22 protein-coding genes are annotated in these 20,311 nt (G+C 65.6%); 4 read left to right on the plus strand and 18 right to left on the minus strand.

Annotated elements, in window-relative coordinates; genetic code table 11:
* Positions 1 to 6 precede the first annotated feature (6 nt).
* The 4 genes from BRSPCE3_RS33950 to BRSPCE3_RS33965 form a co-directional block, all read right to left on the minus strand.
* On the minus strand, positions 7 to 1,509 hold the full coding sequence (locus tag BRSPCE3_RS33950; RefSeq protein WP_244071155.1) for a glycosyltransferase family 39 protein: 1,503 nt from the start codon (positions 1,507 to 1,509) through the stop codon (positions 7 to 9).
* Positions 1,510 to 1,516: 7 nt separating this feature from the next.
* Positions 1,517 to 2,650, minus strand: a complete 1,134-nt coding sequence (locus tag BRSPCE3_RS33955) for a glycosyltransferase family 2 protein (protein ID WP_244071157.1) — start codon at positions 2,648 to 2,650, stop codon at positions 1,517 to 1,519.
* Positions 2,651 to 2,936: 286 nt separating this feature from the next.
* A complete protein-coding gene (locus tag BRSPCE3_RS33960; RefSeq protein ID WP_244071159.1) occupies positions 2,937 to 3,140 on the minus strand; it encodes a hypothetical protein in 204 nt (67 codons plus the stop codon).
* Positions 3,141 to 3,207: 67 nt separating this feature from the next.
* Positions 3,208 to 3,594, minus strand: a complete 387-nt coding sequence (locus BRSPCE3_RS33965) for a hypothetical protein (protein WP_244071161.1) — start codon at positions 3,592 to 3,594, stop codon at positions 3,208 to 3,210.
* Positions 3,595 to 3,735: 141 nt separating this feature from the next.
* Here BRSPCE3_RS33965 and BRSPCE3_RS33970 point away from each other — a divergent pair, with 141 nt between their 5' ends.
* Both BRSPCE3_RS33970 and BRSPCE3_RS33975 read left to right on the plus strand, forming a co-directional pair.
* Positions 3,736 to 4,629 (plus strand): DUF72 domain-containing protein, encoded by an 894-nt coding sequence (locus tag BRSPCE3_RS33970; protein ID WP_375709997.1) that lies wholly within the window; start codon positions 3,736 to 3,738, stop codon positions 4,627 to 4,629.
* A gap of 10 nt (positions 4,630 to 4,639) precedes the next feature.
* A complete protein-coding gene (locus tag BRSPCE3_RS33975; protein ID WP_244071166.1) occupies positions 4,640 to 5,101 on the plus strand; it encodes a DUF488 family protein in 462 nt (153 codons plus the stop codon).
* Here the strand turns inward: BRSPCE3_RS33975 and BRSPCE3_RS33980 are convergent.
* From BRSPCE3_RS33980 to BRSPCE3_RS34020, 9 genes are all read right to left on the minus strand, one after another.
* Positions 5,098 to 6,015 (minus strand): PhzF family phenazine biosynthesis protein, encoded by a 918-nt coding sequence (locus BRSPCE3_RS33980; protein ID WP_244071168.1) that lies wholly within the window; start codon positions 6,013 to 6,015, stop codon positions 5,098 to 5,100. The two genes, BRSPCE3_RS33975 and BRSPCE3_RS33980, sit on opposite strands and share 4 nt — an antisense overlap.
* A 148-nt stretch (positions 6,016 to 6,163) precedes the next feature.
* Positions 6,164 to 7,063 carry an amidohydrolase gene (locus tag BRSPCE3_RS33985; protein ID WP_244071170.1) on the minus strand — a complete coding sequence of 300 codons (900 nt, stop codon included), beginning with the start codon at positions 7,061 to 7,063 and terminating at the stop codon, positions 6,164 to 6,166.
* Positions 7,064 to 7,078: 15 nt separating this feature from the next.
* A complete protein-coding gene (locus BRSPCE3_RS33990) occupies positions 7,079 to 8,323 on the minus strand; it encodes an MFS transporter (RefSeq protein WP_244071172.1) in 1,245 nt (414 codons plus the stop codon).
* A gap of 46 nt (positions 8,324 to 8,369) precedes the next feature.
* Entirely contained in the window at positions 8,370 to 9,098 is a 729-nt protein-coding gene (locus BRSPCE3_RS33995; protein WP_244071174.1) for a GntR family transcriptional regulator, read from the minus strand.
* Between the two features lie 74 nt (positions 9,099 to 9,172).
* On the minus strand, positions 9,173 to 10,489 hold the full coding sequence (locus BRSPCE3_RS34000; RefSeq protein WP_244071176.1) for an adenylate/guanylate cyclase domain-containing protein: 1,317 nt from the start codon (positions 10,487 to 10,489) through the stop codon (positions 9,173 to 9,175).
* A gap of 118 nt (positions 10,490 to 10,607) precedes the next feature.
* Positions 10,608 to 11,771, minus strand: coding sequence for an ABC transporter permease (locus BRSPCE3_RS34005; protein WP_244071178.1), 1,164 nt, complete (start codon positions 11,769 to 11,771; stop codon positions 10,608 to 10,610).
* A gap of 6 nt (positions 11,772 to 11,777) precedes the next feature.
* Positions 11,778 to 12,737 carry an ABC transporter ATP-binding protein gene (locus tag BRSPCE3_RS34010; protein ID WP_244071179.1) on the minus strand — a complete coding sequence of 320 codons (960 nt, stop codon included), beginning with the start codon at positions 12,735 to 12,737 and terminating at the stop codon, positions 11,778 to 11,780.
* Complete coding sequence (locus BRSPCE3_RS34015) at positions 12,734 to 13,519, minus strand: HlyD family secretion protein (protein WP_244071181.1); 786 nt, start codon at positions 13,517 to 13,519, stop codon at positions 12,734 to 12,736. The genes BRSPCE3_RS34010 and BRSPCE3_RS34015 overlap by 4 nt, the downstream gene beginning before the upstream one ends.
* Positions 13,516 to 14,241, minus strand: coding sequence for a TetR/AcrR family transcriptional regulator (locus BRSPCE3_RS34020; protein ID WP_375709998.1), 726 nt, complete (start codon positions 14,239 to 14,241; stop codon positions 13,516 to 13,518). The genes BRSPCE3_RS34015 and BRSPCE3_RS34020 overlap by 4 nt, the downstream gene beginning before the upstream one ends.
* 440 nt (positions 14,242 to 14,681) lie before the next feature.
* On the opposite strand from BRSPCE3_RS34020, the gene BRSPCE3_RS34025 reads away from it, so the two are divergent.
* Positions 14,682 to 15,038 (plus strand): DUF6572 domain-containing protein, encoded by a 357-nt coding sequence (locus tag BRSPCE3_RS34025; RefSeq protein WP_244071185.1) that lies wholly within the window; start codon positions 14,682 to 14,684, stop codon positions 15,036 to 15,038.
* 48 nt (positions 15,039 to 15,086) lie between these two features.
* On the opposite strand, the gene BRSPCE3_RS34030 is transcribed toward BRSPCE3_RS34025, so the two are convergent.
* Positions 15,087 to 15,497, minus strand: a complete 411-nt coding sequence (locus BRSPCE3_RS34030; RefSeq protein WP_244071187.1) for a DUF2000 family protein — start codon at positions 15,495 to 15,497, stop codon at positions 15,087 to 15,089.
* Positions 15,498 to 15,768: 271 nt separating this feature from the next.
* Between BRSPCE3_RS34030 and BRSPCE3_RS34035 the strand changes: the two genes are divergently transcribed.
* On the plus strand, positions 15,769 to 16,986 hold the full coding sequence (locus tag BRSPCE3_RS34035; protein WP_244071189.1) for an FAD-binding oxidoreductase: 1,218 nt from the start codon (positions 15,769 to 15,771) through the stop codon (positions 16,984 to 16,986).
* Positions 16,987 to 17,038: 52 nt separating this feature from the next.
* On the opposite strand, the gene BRSPCE3_RS34040 is transcribed toward BRSPCE3_RS34035, so the two are convergent.
* The 4 genes from BRSPCE3_RS34040 to BRSPCE3_RS34055 all read right to left on the minus strand — a co-directional run bounded on the left by BRSPCE3_RS34040 (position 17,039) and on the right by BRSPCE3_RS34055 (position 20,293).
* Complete coding sequence (locus tag BRSPCE3_RS34040; RefSeq protein WP_244071191.1) at positions 17,039 to 17,446, minus strand: DUF4189 domain-containing protein; 408 nt, start codon at positions 17,444 to 17,446, stop codon at positions 17,039 to 17,041.
* Between the two features lie 218 nt (positions 17,447 to 17,664).
* Positions 17,665 to 19,269 (minus strand): NTP transferase domain-containing protein, encoded by a 1,605-nt coding sequence (locus BRSPCE3_RS34045; RefSeq protein WP_244071193.1) that lies wholly within the window; start codon positions 19,267 to 19,269, stop codon positions 17,665 to 17,667.
* The gene (locus BRSPCE3_RS34050; protein WP_050629204.1) at positions 19,266 to 19,967 is read right to left on the minus strand and encodes an XdhC family protein; all 702 of its coding nucleotides are present in this window, start codon (positions 19,965 to 19,967) and stop codon (positions 19,266 to 19,268) included. The genes BRSPCE3_RS34045 and BRSPCE3_RS34050 overlap by 4 nt, the downstream gene beginning before the upstream one ends.
* A 2-nt stretch (positions 19,968 to 19,969) precedes the next feature.
* Positions 19,970 to 20,293, minus strand: a complete 324-nt coding sequence (locus BRSPCE3_RS34055) for an XdhC family protein (RefSeq protein ID WP_021077800.1) — start codon at positions 20,291 to 20,293, stop codon at positions 19,970 to 19,972.
* Between the last annotated feature and the right edge of the window lie 18 nt (positions 20,294 to 20,311).

Consider the following 20,311-nt stretch of genomic DNA (forward strand, 5'->3'; position numbering starts at 1 on the left):
ACGATCTTATTGCAGTTCCGGCGGCGGCGAACGGTCAAGGACCTCGCCCTTCGCCCCTTTCAGCAGGTCGAGCGCGTATGTCTCGATCACCAGCGGCCCGCGCATGCGTTTGGCCTCGGCTACGGTTTCGACACGGGCGAAATTGTCGCGCAGCGAGGCCGGCATCGCCTGCTCGACCTCATGCACATAGAGCAGCTTGCCGGACAGCTGTGCCGGGCTCGGCTCCGGCATGTTGACCCAGCGAATACGCTGGCCCTGCTGGGCGACGCAGGTGCTCTTCGGGAGGTAGAAGGCCAGCCAGCCGGTGGTGCCGTAGTCCGCCGCGAGCACGCAGCTCGCGCCCGACCGCACCCGCGCCGCCTCGATCTCGCTTGCGAGCTCCTGCCAGCCGACGCCGACGCTGCGCACGGTGGCGTCGCGGCGGTAGGCGGAGAGCAGACCGGTGTTGGCCTGCACGATCAATAGCGCGAACAGCACGACGCCGGTCGGCGCGGCCCAGCGGCGGCAGAAATCGATCGTGCGCTGCTCGCGCGGCGCCCACTGCACCTGGATCGCGGCGACCGCGGCCGCCACCGCAAAGGCCGGATAGACCGGCGCGAACCAGTTGGCCTCGACCCGCGCATGCAGCGCGTGCCAGGTGAAGTAGACCACGATGGTCCAGAACATCGTGTTGACCAGCGCGCGCGCACCCATTGCGCCGGCGCGGCGCCGGAACAGCGCGTAAAGGCCCATCACGCCGAGGATGAAGACGAGCGGCGTCGCGAACGCAAACTGCGTCGGGATCAGCTCGGCGATGTAGGTCGGCCGGAAATCCTCGATCCGGGCGCGGCCCATCTGCTTGATGAACGACACCCAGTGGTGATCGGCATTCCAGAGGATGACCGGCGCGAACAGGCCGGCGGCAACGAGGCCGCCGAGATAGAGCCACGGCGAGAGATACCAGCGCCGCAGCTTCGGCACGACGGCAAGCCAGATCAGGATCGCGGGACCAAAGAACAGCGCGGTGTATTTCGACAGCAGCGCCATGCCGGCGCTGGCGCCGACCGCAAGCCACCACGCACCGCGGCCGCTCTCCAGCACCTTGGCAAGCGCGTAGAGCAGGAAGCTCGCCGCAACCAGCAGCGGCGCATCGGGTGTCACGATCAGCGTGCCGACCGCGGCCATCAGCGTGACATTGAGCAGGATCGCAGCACTGGCCGCGACGCGCTGGCCGCCGAACAGGATCTCGGCCGTTCGGTAGATCGCCCAGCTCATCGGCAGCGCGAGCAGGATCGACACCAGCCGCACGCCGAACGCCGTATCGCCCGCGATCATCGTGCCGAGCCGGATCACCACCGCGACCATCGGCGGATGATCGTAATAGCCGCCGGCCAGCGCTTTCGACCACATCCAGTAATAGGCTTCGTCGAAGGTCAGCGGCGTCCATGCGGCGGCGGCCAGCCGCAACACGACCAGCGCGCACACCGCAAGGGCGGTGTTCCGGGCCAGCCGCGCCTCGCTCGGGTTCATGCCACCGTCATCGCTTGCGCCAGACGAACAGCCCGGACATCGCGTAGTTCCAGACCACGCCCATCAGCGCGCCGGCCGCGCCCGCAAGCCACCAGATCGGCTCCTGGTCGTAGACCGAGAACGCGACGCCGACATTGGCGAGCAGGCCGACGCTGCACACCAGATAGAACAGCAAGAGGCCGCGCAGGATGCCGAAACCCTTCAGCCGCTGGTCGCGGTAGGTCAGGAAGTTGTTGAGGATGAAATTGCTGGTCATGGCGACGATCGCGCCGGTGGCCTGGGCCTCCGGGAATGGCGCCTTGAACAATTCCAGCGCGATGAACAGCACGGACAGATGCACCAGCAGGCCGAGCCCGCCGACCGCCGCGAACAGGATGAAGCGCAGCGAGATCAGGTCATTGGTCAGCTTCGCCAGCACCAGGCCGAGGAAGTCGAGCGCGACCATGGAGTCGAGCTTGCTCTCGCCATGCTGGCGGGCACCGAAGGTGTAGGGAATTTCGACCGCGCGCAGCTTGCCGTCCGCGCTCGCCACGACGTCGAGCAGGATCTTGAAGCCCTGGGTCGAGAGCTGCGGCGCAAGCTGCTCGAACCGGTCGCGGCGGATCATGAAGAAGCCGCTCATAGGGTCGGCGATCTCGACCTTGAGCGCGCGGCGCGCGATCTCGGTGGCGAAGGCGCTGGCGCCGGCGCGCTGCTTGTTGAAGCCGTCGGCCTTGTAGCCCTCGATATAGCGGCTGCCGACCACGAGCTCGGCCTCGCCGCTCTCCAGCAGTGCCAACATCTTCGGAAGCTGGCTCTCGTCATGCTGGAGGTCGGCGTCCATCACGGCGGCATAGGGCGCGCTCGAGGCCAGGATGCCCTCGATGCAGGCGCCGGACAGGCCGCGCCGGCCGATTCGGCGGACGCAGCGCACGCGGGAGTCCTTGCGCGCCAGCGCGCGCACCACGTCCCAGGTTCCGTCAGGCGAATTGTCGTCGACGAAGATGACTTCCCAGGACACGTCCTTCAGGATCGCGTCGAGCCGGCGGTACAGCACCGTGACGTTGTCGCGCTCGTTGAAGGTCGGGACGACCACCGAAAGCTGCGGCAAACGTGCTGCCTGCAAGGCGGTTTCGGGGGCTAGCTTGATGGCGTCAGTCATGAGCGCCAGCGTATAGCCGCAGCCTCCGCCGCTGCCAAGGCAGGCCGGCCCGAACGCTGTCTCGGAAAGCGGGAAAACGGGGCAAAATACCCCGAAAATGCCAACGACCACGAACAAGGGGCGCGCGTACATCCGGCGCAGCCGACATTGTCGTGGTCGTCCCAGCGCCGGAGCCCTGAAGCTGCAACGTCGCCGTTATGAGGTAGGTAGGAAGCCGCCATGCGGTCCGCAAGGGGCGGTCCGCAAGGGGCAGTCTGCAAGAGGCAGTCGGTAAGGGGTTTTGGCGCTAGTTGTTGGGGACTTCCCGGATCACCGGGCCGCGCGGCGCCGCGGGCGCGGCCTCAGCAGCAGGAGCCGCCTGCGGCTGCACGGCTGCGGGCTGGGTCGGGTTGCGGAGCTGGCTCGGCGACGGCCCGTAGATGAACGCCGCCGCCAGCGCGATGGCTGCGACCAGTGCGCCCAGGAAGCCTGCCGTCGATTGTGATCTCATGCCGATGATCCCCTCGCCTGCGCGGATTGATATCAAAAATCGGCCGGCCGCAACAGGATTCGGGAACCTATTTCGCCGCGGCCCGGCGCCTGACGAAGGCGGTCACGATGTCCTTCTGCGCCAGCTCGATCGCGCGGTTGGCGGTGGTCAGATTGGCGTCGGCATCCTGCTTCGGAAACTGCAGCGTCAGGAAGTCGATCAGCGACACCCGGAAATTCTGCCGCTCGGAGGGACAGACATTGGCGATCAGCGAGGTGAATTCCTGATCGGACATCGCCTTGTTGCTGTCGCGAGGATATTCGCGGGCCAGGCAATTCCAGTAGGCGTCACGGCCGGTGATCGCGAGCTTGTGGGCATCGTCGACCTCATCGGCCATTGCAGCGGACGGTATGGCAGCGGACGATATGGCGGCGAAGGACGTCATCAAGAGGGCGGCCGCAACCAGCATGCGCATTGTTGTTCTCTCCCGTTTTTCGGCATCCTAGCCAACACCGGCAATCACGATAAGCACCACCGCGCCAATCTGGCAAACTGGCCAATCACGATTATTTTGACTACTCTTGCTCCCGTTCCCTCCCTCACGATGAGTGCAGTCGTGGCCAAAGCTCCCACCAAGGCGACCAAGACCAAGACCGACGCCAAGATAGACGCCAAGACCGACGCCAAGATAAACGCCAAGCCAGACACCAGGACAGACGCAGGCAATATCTATATCGGCGTCGGCGGCTGGACCTTCGAGCCGTGGCGCGGCGTGTTCTATCCGGAGAAGCTCACGCAGGCGAAGGAGCTGTCCTACGCCGCCTCGAAGCTGACCTCGATCGAGATCAACGGCACCTATTACGGCTCGCAGAAGCCCGAGAGCTTTCGCAAATGGGCCAGCGAAGTGCCTGATGGATTCATCTTCTCATTGAAGGGGCCGCGCTTCGCGACCAACCGCCGCGTGCTCGCCGAGGCCGGCGATTCGGTGAAGCGCTTCTATGATTCGGGCGTGCTCGAACTGAAGGACCGCCTCGGCCCGGTCCTGTGGCAGTTCGCGCCGACCAAGAAGTTCGACGGCGCCGATTTCGGCAAGTTCCTCGAGCTGTTGCCGCGCAAGCTCGACGGCCGCGCACTGCGCCACGTCGTCGAGGTGCGGCATGACAGCTTCAAGGTGCCCGAGTTCATCGCCCTCATTCGCGAGCACGCGGTGCCGGTCGTGTTCGCCGAGCACGGCAAGTATCCGGCGATCGCCGACGTCGCGAGCGACTTCGTCTATGCCCGGCTGCAGAAGGGCAATGACGAATTGAAGACCTGCTATCCGCCGAAGCAGCTCGACGCCTGGGCCAAGCGGTTGCAGGACTGGGCCGCCGGCGGCGAGCCGGACGACCTGCCGAAGGTCGACAAAGCAGCGCCGAGGAAAACGCCGCGCGATGTGTTCGCCTACGTGATCCACGAGGGCAAGATCCGCGCGCCGGCGGGCGCGATGGAGCTGATCGAACGGGTGAAGTGAGGGCGAGCCGATGGCGAAGGCGAAGAGGCTGTTCACCATCGGCTACGAGCAGACGCCGTCGAAGGCGGTGCTCGACGAGCTCGCGCAGGCCGGCGTCAAGCTGCTGGTCGACGTGCGAGCGGTCGCCTCCTCGCGCCGGCCCGGCTTCTCCAAGACCCAGCTCGCCGCCGGCCTCGACGAGCGCGGCATCGGCTACGTGCATCTGCGCGGCCTCGGCACGCCGAAGAGCGGCCGGGAGGCGGCGCGCAGCGGGCAATATGCGCTGCTGCACAAGATCTATTCGGCGCATCTGAAGACGGTGCAGGCCAAGGAGGAGCTCGACGAGCTGTCGGCGCTGGTGAAGAAGTCCGGCCCGGTCTGCATCCTCTGCTACGAGCGCGACCACGAGCACTGCCACCGCCGCTGGATCGCCGAGATCATCGAGGAGCGCGACGGCGTAAAGATCGAGAACCTGGTCGCGCCGCAGGTCTAGCCTCCCTCTCCCGCCAGGTTCAGCGTTCCCTGCATCATCTGCACGCAGGCCCCGCCGACATGCGCGGATAGGACTGCGCCATCTTGCTTGCGCACGCGGGTCAGCAGCAGGCTCGGGCGGCCCATGTCAAAACCCTGGCCGACCGTCAGCTTCAGGGCGCCATCGCGCAATGGATCGAGCGCCGCAAGCAGCGCGGCCGCGGCGACCGTGGCGCTGCCCGTGGCCGGGTCCTCGATCAGGCCGCTCGATCCCGGAAAGAACATCCGCGCCTGCAAATCACAAGGCTGCTCCGCGGCCGGAACATCGCGCGTGTAGAAGTACGCGGAGAATGCGCCGTCACGCGGAAAGAACCCGGCGAACGCCGCCGCATCCGGTTTTGCCCGACGTACCGCATCGCGCGATGCGACCTCGAAGACCAGGAATGGCGTTCCCACGCCGACCACCTGCGGTGCCTGGCGATCCGTTCTGACGTCGTCTGCCGTGAGCGAGATCAGGCTCGCGACCTCGCTGGCGGAGAACTGCCCCAGGCGCGACAGCGGCTGCGGCGCAGTCAGTTCGGTGGCAACGACCCTGCCGTCCTCTCGCGTGATGTCGACCGGCACCAGCCCCGCCTTCTCCTCGAATACCAGACGCGGCTTCGGCTGCTTCGCAAGCTGCGCCAGCACGAATGCAGTCCCGACATTGGGATGCCCGGCAAACGGCAATTCCCTGACCGGCGTGAAGATGCGCACCTGGGCGTCGTTGGCCTTGTCCTGCGGCGGCAGCACGAAGGTCGTCTCGGAATAGTTGAATTCGGTCGCGATCGCCTGCATCTGTCCGGTCGACAACCCCTCGGCGTCGAGCACCACGGCGAGCGGGTTGCCGCCGAAGGCGCGATCGGTGAAAACGTCGACGGTGATATAGCGCCGCTGCATTGTGCGTGTCCTTGTGCCGGTCATTCCGATGACGTCATCGTAGCACAGCAGCAGGAACGCCCGTCAGAGCACTCGGTACAATCACGCGCGCCTTGTTTGAGCATGATCTTTTTCGGAAAACCGCTTCGCACTTTTCCGGATCATGCTTCTAGAATCGAAACAGCTCGCGCGGCGATGCGAGCACACGGGCACGCTCGTCGGCATCGGTGACGAGCTCGTCGAGAAATTTGCGGTTCCTGGCGTAGCTCTGCGTCGCCTCGAATTGGGTGTGCGGCCAGTCGCTGCCCCACAGCAGACGGTCGACGCCGTAGGCGTTGCGCAGCAGCGGATAGGCCTGCTTCGCGAAGGATTCGCCGGCCGCGCCGTTGCGATACGGTGCGGAGATCTTGACCCAGACATTGCGCGTCGCGCCAAGCTTGAGCACCGACTGGAATCCGGGATCGTCGACGCCAAGCTTCGGATCGGGCAAGGCGAAGTGATCGAACACGACCTTCACCCCCTGGTCGAGCAGCGTCGGCGCGAGAATGGCGAGATCGCCGGCATTGCGCTGGATCTCGACCTGCCAGTCGAGCGTCCTGATCTCGCCCAGCAATGCGGTCCACGCGCCCGATGTCAGATCGGGCAGCGTCTGCCCGACCAGATTGAGGCGGATGCCCGCGACGCCGGCGCGATCGAGCTCACGAAGCTCTTCCGCCGGAACCGTGGGATCGACAACGGCAATGCCGCGCAGGCGGCCATTGGTCGCCTTCAGGCATTCGAGCAGATAGGAATTGTCGGTGCCGAGAAAGCTCGGCTGCACCAGCACGCCATTGCTGATGCCGTTCTGGTCGAGCTGCTGCAGATAGAGCGCGAGCGGCGCGTCGTAGTCGGGCGCGTAGCGCCGGCCCGGCGCAAGCTTCAGCCCGCGATGGAAGACGTGGGCGTGGGTATCGATCGCCAACTTCGGCACCTCAGCCCTCACCCTGCTCGCCAATGCGCCCGCCGACAGCGCGGCAGCCATTCCCGCGGCAAAGCGGCGCCGAGTCAGCCCATGTTGGTCCGATGTCATGATCATTCCCCATCATCACGCGCGCGCGGCAGTGGCCTGCTCGAAAACCTTGCCGCGGGTTTCCGGCAGCATCAGCACCGCGACCAGCACCAGCGAATAGGCGAACGCCGCGTCGATCCCGATCGCGGCCCCAAGGCCGATGTGATCGCTGAGGTAGCCGACCAGGAAGGGAAACGCCGCGGAGACGATGCGGCCGAAATTGTAGCAGAAGCCGACGCCGGTGCCGCGCACGCCGGCCGGATAGAGCTCGCTGAACAGCGCCGCCATGCTGGCGGGAATGCCGGCCGAGAAGAACCCCAGGGGGAAGCCGAGCACCAGCATCTGCGAATTGGACAGCGGCGCGAAGATGTAGACCAGCACCGTCACGACGCAGGCGGCGGCGAACAGCGTCACATTGGCGCGCCGCCCGATCCGATCGCTGATGATCCCCGAGGCCACGCAGCCGCAGAAGAAAGCGACGATGATCACGGCGAGATAGGCGCTGGAGCCGAGCACCGAGAGGTGCCGCACCTCGCGCAGATAAGTCGGCAGGAACGTCGTCAGCGCCGCATAGCCGCCATGGGCACCGATGCCGAACAGGCCGCCGATCAGGGTCGAGCGCAGCACGTCGCGGTGAAAGATTCCGGCGAGCGTGGCGAAGAACGGCGGCTCGGCCGCGCGCGACGCGGCGCGCGGCGGCTCCTTCAACCCGCGGCGGATGTAAAGGATCAAGAGCGCCGGGATCAGGCCGACCGCGAACAGGATCCGCCAGGCGATGTCGGCCGGCGCATAGGTGAAGACCAGCGCCGACAACAGCACCGCTGCGCCCCAGCCGACCGCCCAGGCGCTCTGCACGGCACCGAGCGCCTTGCCGCGATGCTCGGCGCGAATGATCTCGGCCATCAGCACCGCGCCGCAGGCCCATTCGGCGCCGAAGCCGACGCCTTGAATGGCCTTCAACACCACGAGCTGGCTGTAGTTCATCGCGAAAGCCGAGGCGAAGGTCGCGAGCGCGAAGGTCGCGACCGTGATCTGCAGCGCTTTCACCCGCCCGAAGCGGTCGCCGAGCGCACCGCCGAGCCAGCCGCCGAACGCACCGAAGAACAGCGTGACCGATCCGAGCAGCCCGGCATCGGCCTTGCTGATGGCGAATGCGGTGATCAAAGCCGGAATCGCGAGGCTGAACATCTGGACGTCGAGCGCATCGAGCCCCCAGCCGCCAAAACTTGCCCAGAAGGTGCGCCGTTCGAGCGGCGAGCATTCGCTGTACCAGTTCACCATCATTCCTCCCTGAAATGTCTTGTGTTGTTTTAATTGCTTGCCGCGCTCATCTGATCTCGGCGTGGTATCGGAAGCGATCCGCCGGCCCGCGCGAGCGGCGCCATTCGATCGGCCGCCGCTCCAGATCGAAGGCCAGGCGTTCGATCACGATCAGCGGCGCGTTGGCCTCGAGCCGCAGCAGGCGCGATTGCATCTCGGTCGCGATCTCGACGGTGAGGATTTCATCGGCGGAGACCACGACCTGGCCGCAGCGATCCTCGTAGAGCGGATACAGCAAATCGCCGAACTCGGTGGTCTCGAGCGCGAGCAGCGCCTCGAAGCGCGATCGTTGCAGCCAGATCTCTTCCGCAAGCAGCGGCACGTCGTCGATCAGCCGCAGGCGCGACAGGCTGATGACGGGCTCGCCGGCGCCGATGCGCAGCGCCGACGCCACCGCCGTGGTCGCAGGCATCGCCTTGCGCCGCAGGATGCGGCTCTGCGGCACCCGGCGCTCGCCGCTTTCGGACTGGAAGCGGAAGAAGCGGAACAGCGAGGAATTGAACCGCGCGCGGCGCACGAAGGTGCCGCGGCCCTGCTGGCGCTCCAGCACGCCGTCCGAGACCAGCTGATCGATCGCCTTGCGCACGGTGCCGATCGCAACGCCGTAATGCGCGCCGAGCTCGGCTTCCGACGGGATCAGGTCCCCCGGCCGCCATTCATTGCGGTTGATGCGCGCGGCGAGATCGTCGCGGAGACGCTGGTAGCGTGGCAGGCGGTCGTCGAGGGCTGAATTCATCTAGTCATCTATATGAGTATATGACGAGAGGTCAATCACTACTAAAATACCTTAACCGATCTGGAAGGTTCGGCCTACCCCAATTGCCAGACCGGCACCGGGTGCTCGTAACCCCGCACGGGGATCTCGCCGCGCGAGACGGCGTCCGTGCAGTCGTCGCCGAGCGCGTCGCGCACCGCGGAGGAGATCAGGAATTGCGAACCGAGCTCCTTGTTGAGCGCCTCGAGCCGCGCAGCGAAGTTCACGGTGTCGCCGATCACGGTGTATTCCTTGCGCCGCGGCGAGCCGATATTGCCGGCGACGACCTCGCCGATATGGATGCCGATGCCGATGCGCAGCGGCCAACTCGACTGCGCATTGGTGCGCTCGTTGGCGGCCAGCATCTCGCGCGCCGCGGCGACCGCCTGATGCGCGGCGTCCCCGGTCTCGAACGGCGCACCGAACAGCGCGAGAAAGCCGTCGCCGAGAAACTTGTTCACGATGCCGCCATGGCGGTCGAGGATCTCGACCAGCACGGCAAAGGCGCCGTCGAGCCGGTCCACCACCTCCTGTGGCGAACGCGAGCGCGCACCCGCGGTGAAGCTGCGGAAATCGACGAACATCACGGCGACCCGGCGGATGTCGCTGCTCGTGGAGGCGCCTTCCGTCATCAACCGCTCGACCACCTGCGGCGAGACGTGCTGGCCGAACAGATTGGTGATGCGATCGCGCGCGGTGGCGGCCATGATACTGGCGCCGAACTGCCGCCGCAACTGCGCACCGACCGCGCCCGCGAGCAGGCCCGAAACCAGGATCACGACGCTGCGCGCGGCATGATAGAAGAAGTCCGGCTCGGGATCGAGCGTCCCCTCGGGGCGGTAATACATCGCCATCCAGAACAGCTCCGAAGCCGCGACAAAGCCGGTGAAGGCCGACAGCCAGAAATCGAGCCGCAAGGTCGAGGCGATGATGAAGATGAAATAGACGAACGGAGCGACCCAGCCGAGCGCCGCGACGGGGCCCATGCTGTCGATATGCAGCGCGAGCGCGACGGTCGGCATCGACGTCTCGATCAGGACGCCGACATAGCGCCTCACGATCGGCAGGTCGCGGCCCTGCTTCTGGTGCCTGGTGATTGCGCCGTGCACCCACAATTCGAACAGGATGAACGGCACAATCACGGAGTAGATATAAGACGGCTTGAAATTGCCGTGCCAGACCCGGGCCAGCGCCTCGGGCGCCGTGAAGTAGATCGTCGAGGTGATCACCGCGAACACCGCGGCGATGCCGACCAGCACCTTGATGCGAAGCAGCTCGGTGGTCATCACCTCCTGCATCAGGGCATGATGGAAGTCTGCGGATAGGGACGTGTCCCGCGCTGTCCTGTCCTTGGTCCCCCAATACTCGGCCATGTCCCCCACCCCGTCATGCCGGAATGGTCCGAACGACCAGACCGGGAAGCTCGAGATTCCGGGTTCGGCGCTTGCTACCGCCCCGGAATGACGATCATTGATGGGGTCCATCATAACGTCAATCGAGCGTGCGGCGGAAGCGCGTCACGGCCACCGTCATGGCGAACAGCATCAGGGCGGCGAGCGCGATGGTGTCGTATTGCAGGTTCGGCATCGCCGCGCCCTTCAGCATGATGGCGCGGACGATGCGGACGAAGTGGGTCAGCGGCAACCCCTCGCCGATATATTGTGCCCAGACCGGCATGCCGGCGAACGGAAACATGAAGCCGGACAGCAGGATGCTCGGCAGGAAGAACATCATCGAGAGCTGCATCGCCTGCAGCTGGTTCTGCACGATGGTCGAGAAAGTGTAGCCGATCGACAGATTGGTGGTGATGAACAGCGTGGTCAGCAGCGCCAGCAGCGTCAGGCTGCCGAGCACCGGCACGCCGAACAGCAGGATGCCGATCGCGATGATCAGGGTGGCCTGGATGAAGCCGACCAGCACGTAGGGGATGATCTTGCCGAACATCACCTCGACCGGCTTGATCGGCATCGACAGCAGGCTCTCCATGGTGCCGCGCTCGATCTCTCGCGTCACCGACAGCGCGGTGAAGATCAGCATGGTCATGGTCAGGATGGTGCCGACCAGGCCGGGCACGATGTTGAGGCGCGAATCCGCCGCCGGGTTGTAGCGGGCGTGGGCGCGGATCTCGAACGGCATGTCCGGGGGATCGCCGACGTGCAGGTCATGCGCCAGCGCGGTCTGCACCAAAGGCCCGAGCGCGCCAAGCGCCGAGCCCGCCGCCGTCGGGTCGGTGGCATCGGCGGCAACCAGTAGCGCCGGCCTGTCACCGCGGCGCACCGCACGCTCGAAGCCGCGCGGGATCTCGACGCCGAACAGCACCTTGCCGGATTGCAGCAGCTCGTCGAATTGCTCGACGGTGTGGACCTCGCGGACGAAATGGAAATAGGCGGTGTTCTCCATCGCCTTCAGGATCGAGCGGCCGAGGTCGGTGTCCTCCTGGGTCAGCACCGCGGTCGGCAGGTTGCGCGGCGTGGTGTTGATGGCATAGCCGAACAGCGTGAGCTGCATCACCGGCAGCATGATGATCATCGCGAACGAGACGCGGTCGCGGCGGAGCTGGATGAATTCCTTGACCAGCATCGCATAGCTGCGCCGCCAGAAGCCGAATGCCGGCTCCCTGTCTTCGCCATTGCGGATCGTATCCGTTGCCCTCATCGGACCCTACCCCTGAAAATTATCTTTGGAGCGTCCCATCAGATCGATGAAGACATCTTCGAGCGACGGCTCGCTCGGCTGCCAGTGCCACTTTGAATCATCGCGATAAGGCGCGATGGCGGCCTCGAGCGCCGCCTTGTCGCGGCCGGAGACGTGCAGGCTGGTGCCGAACGGCGCCACCATGTCGACGCCGGGTTTGTTCGTCAGCTCGGCCATCAGGCCGTTGAAGTCCTCGCCGGTCACCGTCCAGGTCGACAGCGCGGAGGCCGCGATCACCTCGTCCACCGTGCCGTGGGCCAGCAGATGACCGTAGGCGATGTAGGCGATCTCGTGACAGCGCTCGGCCTCGTCCATGTAGTGGGTCGAGACCAGCACCGTGAGGCCCTCCGCGGCAAGCGCGTGGATTTCGTTCCAGAAATCGCGCCTCGCCTTGGGATCGACACCGGCGGTCGGCTCGTCCAGCAGCAGCAACTGCGGATTGGGCAGCGTGCAGGCACCGAGCGCGAGCCGCTGCTTCCAGCCGCCGGAGAGATTGGCGGCGAGCTGCTCCTCGCGCCCCTTCAGCCCGATCCGCGCGATCATGTCGGCCGCGGCGCCGCGCGCGTCCGGCATGCCGTAAAGCCGCGCCACGAACTCCAGATTCTCGCGCACCGACAGATCCTGGTAGAGGCTGAAGCGCTGCGTCATGTAGCCGACCTTGCGCTTGATCTTGTCGGCATCGCGCCGGATGTCGTAGCCGAGGCAGGTGCCCTCGCCGCTGTCTGGTGTCAGCAGGCCACAGAGGATGCGGATGGTGGTGGTCTTGCCGCTGCCATTGGGACCGAGGAAGCCGTAGATCGAGCCGCGCTTGACCTGCATCGACAGGTCATGAACGACCTCTCGCCCGCCGAACGATTTGGTCAGCCCCTTCACATCGATCGCGATGCGCGATCCGTCGGGCTGCGCGCTGGTGGGGCCGCCGTTCATCTGCGCTCCGCCACCGGTGTCTTGGGGTTGAGGTAGATGCTGATCGGCTGGCCGACGCGTAAGCTATCGGGCCGGCTCGGCCGCGCCTGGATCAGATAGACCAGCTTGTTGCGCTCATCGAGGCTATAGATGACCGGCGGCGTGTACTCCGCGGTGGTAGCGATGAAATAGATCTTGGCGGTGAGATCGGCCGCGCAATTGTCGCAGGTCACCCGCACCTCGTCGCCGAGCGCGAGCTTCGGCAATTCGGTCTCCGGCACGAAGAAGCGCAGCTTCATGTTGCCGGGCGGCATGATCGACAGCACCGGCCGCTGCGCCTGCACCATCTCGCCCTCGCGGAAATAGATCTGCTGGATCGAGCCCGCGATCGGCGCAAAGCCCTTGCGGCGGTCGAGCCGGGTCTGCGAGGTGTTGACGCGTGCCTCCGCGACGCGCAGCGCCGAGACCGCGGAATCCAGATTGGCCTGGGTGCCGGCGCCGGTGCCGCGCAGCGAGGCGGCGCGGTCATAGCTCTGCTGGGCGTTGGCGAGGGTCGCGTTGTTCTGGTTGAGATCGGCGCGCTGCAGATCGTCGTCGACCGAATAGAGCTGATCGCCGGGCTTGACCTCGTCGCCCTCGCGCACGTTGAGCTTGATGACGCGGCCGGATTCATCCGGGCTGACGAAGATCATGTCGGCCTCGACCCAGCCCTGGAAGCCGGGATCGCGCTTCTCCTTGCAACCGGCCAGCGCCGCCGCCAGCGCGACGGCTGCGATCAGCTTCATCATGCGCGACGCGGTCATGTCTTCCTCCGTTCGCCGAAAATCAGATCGAGATGAACCTTGAACATCGCGAGTCCATCGAGCGGCGCGTGCCGGGCAAACAGGCTGTGCCAGATCACCGCGACGATCGCGGGCGCAACGATCAGCTGCGGGAAGTCGCCGAGCTCGCGGTGCTTGATCTCGCCGCGCGTGATCGCGAGCTGGACCAGCGCCTTCATGCCGGCGAGGCCCTTCGACACCACCTCGCGAAAGTAAAAGTCGGCGATCGCCGGAAAGCGCGGTCCCTCGGAGACGATCAGGCGAATGATGTCGCCGCGCCGGGTCGCCACGACCTCGCGCATGAAGGTCTCGGCGAAACCCTCCACCGCGTCGCGCACCGGACCGGTGATGGTGGGCAACGTGGTCAAGCGGCCGATCAGCGGCACCAGCGCGGTGCGGATCAGCTCCTCGAACATCGATTCCTTGTCCTTGAAGTAGAGGTAGAGCGTGCCCTTGGCGACGCCGGCGCGCTTGGCGACGTCGTCGAGCCGCGCCGCGGCAAACCCGCGCGCGATGAACTCGTCCATCGCCGCCTCGATGATCGCGGCGCGCCGTTCCGCCGATTTCTCGGCGCGGTTCGCCGGCGGCTTCGCCTCAGGCAGTTTTGCCGAGGCCACCTTCGGGATCCTCGCCGCCGCAGCGCGCATCGCGGTGCGGCGCCTGGCGGGCTGGGTGCGGGTCGTCTTTTCGGTGCGCTTTGTCATGGCCACATTATGACTGACTGGTCAGTCATTGTCAATTCGATCAAGGAAACGCGCGGCGGCGCCGAGCGTTCCTTTGAGGGTTCAGCCTGGGATGACCGGATAAGGCCGTGCCCTCGTGGCCTAAACCCCGAGCTTTCTGGCTGTTTTCGCTGATCTTACGATCAGGGGGCGCAGGGAAAAGCCGGGCAGCGATCGCCCCCATGGGTGTCGCGCAACGAGAGGCGCGCCCTCCTTTTCATTCCGGGGCGTGCGAAGCACGAGCCCGGAATCCATCAAGCGGCATAACTTCTGGATGAATGGATTCCGGGCTCTCGCTTCGCGAGCCCCGGAATGACGAAGGATAGAGTTGGCCCGCTGCGTTGGCCTGGGGCCTTGCTTGCGGACGCATAGCGAAGCTTCACTCAGCGGGTTATCGTGAGAAAGAAATCGGGATCGGGTCGATGTCGTTGGACAAGGTGGACGTTATTGATGCGATCAGCACCGCCAGGGACGGCTCAGCGATTTTCCTGACGATTATCGATGGCTGGGACTGGTCGGATGAGTTGCAGCACTTGTTGGCCCTGCAAGCCAAGTTCAACGCCTATTTCGATTTTGTTCAAAGCGGTCAGATCTATGAGGTTCGACCGGAGGCGTTGCGAAAGAATATCTGGATCAACCTTCTGACGCGGCACCCCCTTACGGAAAAGGCGCAGCAATTCCTGTCGATTGCAGAAAAAGCCGCGGCGCAGCTCAATGTAAAGATCGAACATCGCATCCTGCCGCCAAACGCATCAGGCTCTGCGGCCCCTCCCCCCTGAAATATCTACTTGCGGGATGAGCCAATGGAACACGGCGGCGTACCGCCGCTAGGCGTGAAACTTCAGCCCGTCGGGGATCTTGTCGACGACCTTGCGTTCGGCGCGAAAGGCAAGACCGACCAGGTTGAGGTCGCCCCGCGCCACCGCCTTCACCACCTCGCGGTTGGCGGCATCATGCGTGGTCCTGAACATGTCCTCGGTGTAGAGCGCAGGCTTCACGTCTCGCGCCAATGCGCGCTCCAGTGCCCGCGACAGCTGCGCACGGTCGGCGCCGTAGATCAGGATCGGCTGGCCGATCAGGGACAGATATTTCGTCCCCGAGCCGTCCTCATAATTCTCGCCGATGCATTCGGGAAAGGAAGCTGCGATGCCACCGGCGAGAAACGACGCCACGTTGAGCTTCTGCCAGACTTCCAGGTCGGTGCGGATCACGACCGCGATCTTGGTGTCGAACTGCATGGCGATAAATCTATCCTCAGGTTAGCGACAAACACCAGCTCTGACGCTGCATCCCTCCTCCGCCTGCTAGGCGCTGACGTTAGTTTCTTAAGGGATCTAAGGGCGGCTTGCCGACCTGAAGCAGCCATTCCGCGCCGGCGACGAAGAATTGCGACAGCAAGGCGCCGCGGGCTCAGCCGCGCACCGGCAACGAAGGCAATGGTCAGCTGGTGCGCTGCGTAGTAAGCTACGCGGGTTTGATAACCACAGCATATTTTCAGGGCATTGCATCATGATCAGCAAGGCCGATGTTGTTGTGATTGGTTCGGGCGGATTGGGCGCGGCCACAGCCTATTACCTGAGCAAGCGTGGGGGTCTCAGCGTCGCGCTTGTCGACAAGCATGAGATCGGATCGCAAACCTCGCCACGCGCTGCAGGCATGGTGAGCTGCGTGCGCAAGAGCGACCTGATGATTGGCCTCATCAAGGACGCGTGCCGCAAGATCGAGGCGTTCACGGACGAAACCGGCCAGCCGCTCGACTGGGTGCATTCGGGCAGCCTGAAGATCGCGCGCCGGCCGCAGGACGCCGAAGTGATCAAGGACGATTTTGCGCGCGGACGCCGCGCCGGCATCGATGTCGAGCTGATCTCTCCGGAAGAGGCGAGCGGTCTCAATCCGTTCTTGCAGCCGGCGGGTGTCGTCGCGGCGATGCGGATCGGCGACGACCGGTATTTCGACCCGGCGCAGGTTGCCGTCGGTTTCGCCACGGCCGCCGCAGTCAACGGCACAACCTTGCTGCCGAAGACCGACGTGCGCGCCGTCAACATCGTCGGCGGCATCGTGATCGGCGTGACTACCACGAACGGCGTCATCGAAAGCCCGGTTGTCGTCGATGCAGCCGGTGCGTGGACACGGCAGGTCGCGGAGGCAAGCGGGATCCGCGTGCCGCTGGTGCCGACCCGGCAGCAACTGATCGTCACCGAGCCGCTGGATGGCGCGCGTGCCGACTTGCCGATGATCCGCATCATGGATGCCGCGGTGTACGCGCGCCCGTGTCAGGGTGGCTTCCTGTGGGGCGTCTACGAGGAAACGCCGCGCTTCTTCGACATGCAATCGCTCGAAGCCGGCTTCGACGTCAAGGACATGCCGCTCGACATCGAAGTGCTTCATGCGGCCGCCGATGAAGTGAAGGATCAGCTGCCATTCCTGCAAACCGCCAAGGTGCGGGAATTTCGCGGCGGCATTCCGACGATGACCGCCGACGGCCATCATATTCTCGGCCCGGCCGCCGGCGTGACCGGGTTCTATTTTGCCAGCGGGTGCAACGTTGCCGGCCTCTCGATCTCGCCGGCCGTCGGCGAGGCGCTTGCGGCCTGGATCGTGGACGGCAAGCCGCCCATCGATCTATCGCCGATGTCGGTCACGCGGTTCAAAGACCAATCGTGGTCCGAAGACCAATTGGAGCGCGACGCCGCCTGGCAATACCGACACTTCTATGGTGCCGTCTGAGCGCGACAGCGCGCTTTGCCCACCAAGCGGACCTCGCGGATCGGCGGCCGCCCTACCCCTTGGCGTCGCAGGCCCAAGCGCGGATCACGCATTCCTTGCCGCCATAGTCGTAGCATTTCTTGGTGGCGGCATTGAGCGAGCTCGAGATCTTCGGCGCCACCGCGTAGCCATGGGCGCCGCAGGGATTCTTCATGTCGATCGCAAGCGCGGCACAGGCGCGCTTCATGGTGACGGCCGTGCAATCGCCCTTGCACTGTTTCAGCGCCGCGGCGCGCGCCGCGCCCTCGGCGGGATAGTCATAGGCCTGGCCATACGCCCCGCACTTGCCGACCGCGAACGCACCGGCCGCGTGCGCCTTGGGGACGAAAGTCTCCACGGAGAAACGCGTGGCGCCAATCAGCAATGTCAGGACAAGGAAAGTCAGCGCGCGACGCTGCGCGGCGGCGGTCGAAATGATCAAGCGGAAATCCCCCAAAGTCCGGCGCGGACTTTACGCAGGGGTCGTTTCCAGATGGTGAATGACGGGTTGATGCGCGCAACTCCAACGTCGTCCCGGCGCAGGCCGGGACCTATAACCACAAATGCAGGTTGGTTTGCAGAGCTGGGGCTGCTGTCCGATCAACAACAAAATTCGGTGGTGGTGGGTCCCGGCCTTCGCCGGGACGACGCGGAGAATGTTCAGCCCCGCCGTGCCGCTTCCAGCGCCTGCGGCGTGTCGATGTCGAGGAAGGCGCTGTTGCCTTCGACCGGGACCTCGGCAACCGCCTCGGCATGCTTGGCGATCAGATGACGGGCGCCGATGTCGCCGTCGAGCGTCATCAATTCCCTGAAGAAACGGCGCGACCACAGCACCGGATTGCCGCGGCGGCCCTCGCTGACGGGCACTGCGATCAGATGGCCGCGGTCGGGCGCGAAGGTCTCGATCAGGCGGTCGATCAGCTGCGCATCGATCAACGGCATGTCGCCGAGGCAGACGATGGCGCCGTCGGCCTTGTCGGATACCGCCGCAATGCCCGCCTTCACCGAGCTGGCGAGACCGCCGGCGAAATCCGGATTGCGGACGAACCTGACCTTGAGACCTTGCAGAGCCCGCTCGACCAGATCGGCCTGATGCCCGGTGACGACGATCACCTCCGAGGCTTTCGAGGCCAGCGCCTGCTCGGCAACGATGCGCGCGAGCTTCTTTCCGTCGAGCTCGGCGAGCAGCTTGTTCGGGCCGCCCATCCGGGTCGAACGTCCGGCGGCGAGCACGATCGCCGCGACGTTGCGGTTGCCTTCGGTGTCCGGGACGGTGCGCGGCTGCGGCCGGGTCACGATCTCCATCAGCAGACCGCCGACGCCCATGCCGGTGAGATCCGATCGCGTCACCTTGATGCCGGCGAGCAGCCGCATCAGCACCCAGTCGAAACCGTTTTCGACCGGCGAGCGCGCGCAGCCCGGCGCACCCAGCACCGGCACGCCGCCGGCGCTGCCGATCAGGAGCAGATTGCCGGGATCGACCGGCATGCCGAAATGCTCGATGGCGCCGCCGATCTCGGTAATGGCGGCCGGAATCACGTCGCGGCGGTCGGCGATCGCCGATGCGCCGAACACGATGACGAGCTCGGCGCCGAGGCCGAGCAATTCCCTGATCGAGGCCGCGAGCACCGTCTCGTCATGCGGCACGCGCCGCTCGGCGATGATAGTGGCGCCGGCCGGCGCCAGCCGCTCGGCGGTGACGCGCAGCGTCTTGTCGATCACCTTCGGCGCGAGGCCCGGCAGCAAGGTCGAGACCACGCCGACCTTCTTGATCACGTAAGGCGCGATCCGCAGCGCATCCTTGCCGGCGACCGCGACGGCGGCATCGCACAAGCGGCCCTCGACGCCGAACGGGATCAGCTTGACGGTTGCGATCATCTCGCCTTCGACCACCGGCTTGAAGGCTGCAAGCGTCGCGAAGGTGATGGCCTCGTCGACGCCATTGATGCGGTCGACCGCGGCGCGATCGACCACCAGCACGCCGGGACGCCCCGCGAACAGATTGGCGCGGCCGGTGAAGGCGCGCTCGACATTGACGCCCTCGCCCGCCACCGCCTGCGCGATGCTGGCGGCAGCCGTGTCCTCGGAGACGTCGCCCTCCTCCAGCCGCACCACGACGACGTCCTTGACGCCGGCCTTGGTCAGTGCCTCGACCTCGTCAGGGCCGATCGTGGTGCCCTTCTTGAGCACCAGCGCGCCCTGGCGGAGCGTATGCACGGTGACGCCGCCAATCGCGTCGGCCGGACTGGCGGGACCGAATTTCATGCCGCTTCTTCTTTTTCTTTGGGAGGCAGACGCAGCTGCGCGGTGATCTCGGCCATGATCGCGACCGCGATCTCCGACGGCGACACCGCGCCGATGTCGAGCCCGATCGGCGCGTGGATGCGCGCGATGTCGCTGTCTTTCGCTCCTTGCGCGCGCAACCGCTCGGCGCGCTTGGCGTGGGTCTTCCGCGAGCCGAGCGCGCCGATATAGAAGCAGTCGCGGTCGAAGGCGTGCAGCAGCGCCGGATCGTCGATCTTCGGATCGTGCGTCACCGCGACGAACGCCGTGTAGTGATCGACGTTGAGCGGCGGCAGCGCGACGTCGGGCCATTCGGCGACCAGCGGCACGTCGGGGAAACGCTCGGGGCTTGCAAACGCCGTGCGCGGATCGACCACCGTGACGTCGTAGTCGAGCGAGCGCGCCAGCGGCGCCAGGGCCTGGCTGATATGGACCGCGCCGATGATCACGAGCTTTGCGGTCGGCGCGTAGACGTTGAGGAACAGCTTTTTGCCTGCGACCTCGACATTGCCGCTCTTGCCCATCCTGAGCTGCTTTGCGAGCTCGGCGCGCAACGGATCGGCGGCGATGTCCGCAGCCTTGACCAGCCGCTGCTCGCCGTTGGCGGTATCGGTGACGATGATCACCGGGCGGCGCGCGGCGCGCTCGGCGTTCAGCTCTTTCAGGATCTCGAGTTTCACGGCTAACCGACCTTCTCGACGAACACGCGGATGGTGCCGCCGCAGGACAGGCCGACATTCCAGGCCGTCTCGTCGGCGACGCCGAATTCGAGCATTTTTGGCTGGCCGCTCGCGATCACGTCGAGCGCTTCCGTGACCACGGCGCCCTCGACGCAGCCGCCGGAAACGGACCCTAAGAACGTGCCGTCGTCATTGATGACCAGGCTGGAGCCGGCCGGGCGCGGCGCCGAACCCCAGGTCTCGACCACGGTGGCGAGCGCCACGCCGTGGCCCTGTTTCTGCCAGGTTTCGGCGGCCTGCAGGATGTCTTCGTCGCGGTTCAGCATGGTGGCCTCCTGCTTATG

It is taken from the genome of Bradyrhizobium sp. Ce-3 (assembly GCF_022835695.1).
Taxonomy (GTDB): Bacteria; Pseudomonadota; Alphaproteobacteria; order Rhizobiales; family Xanthobacteraceae; genus Bradyrhizobium.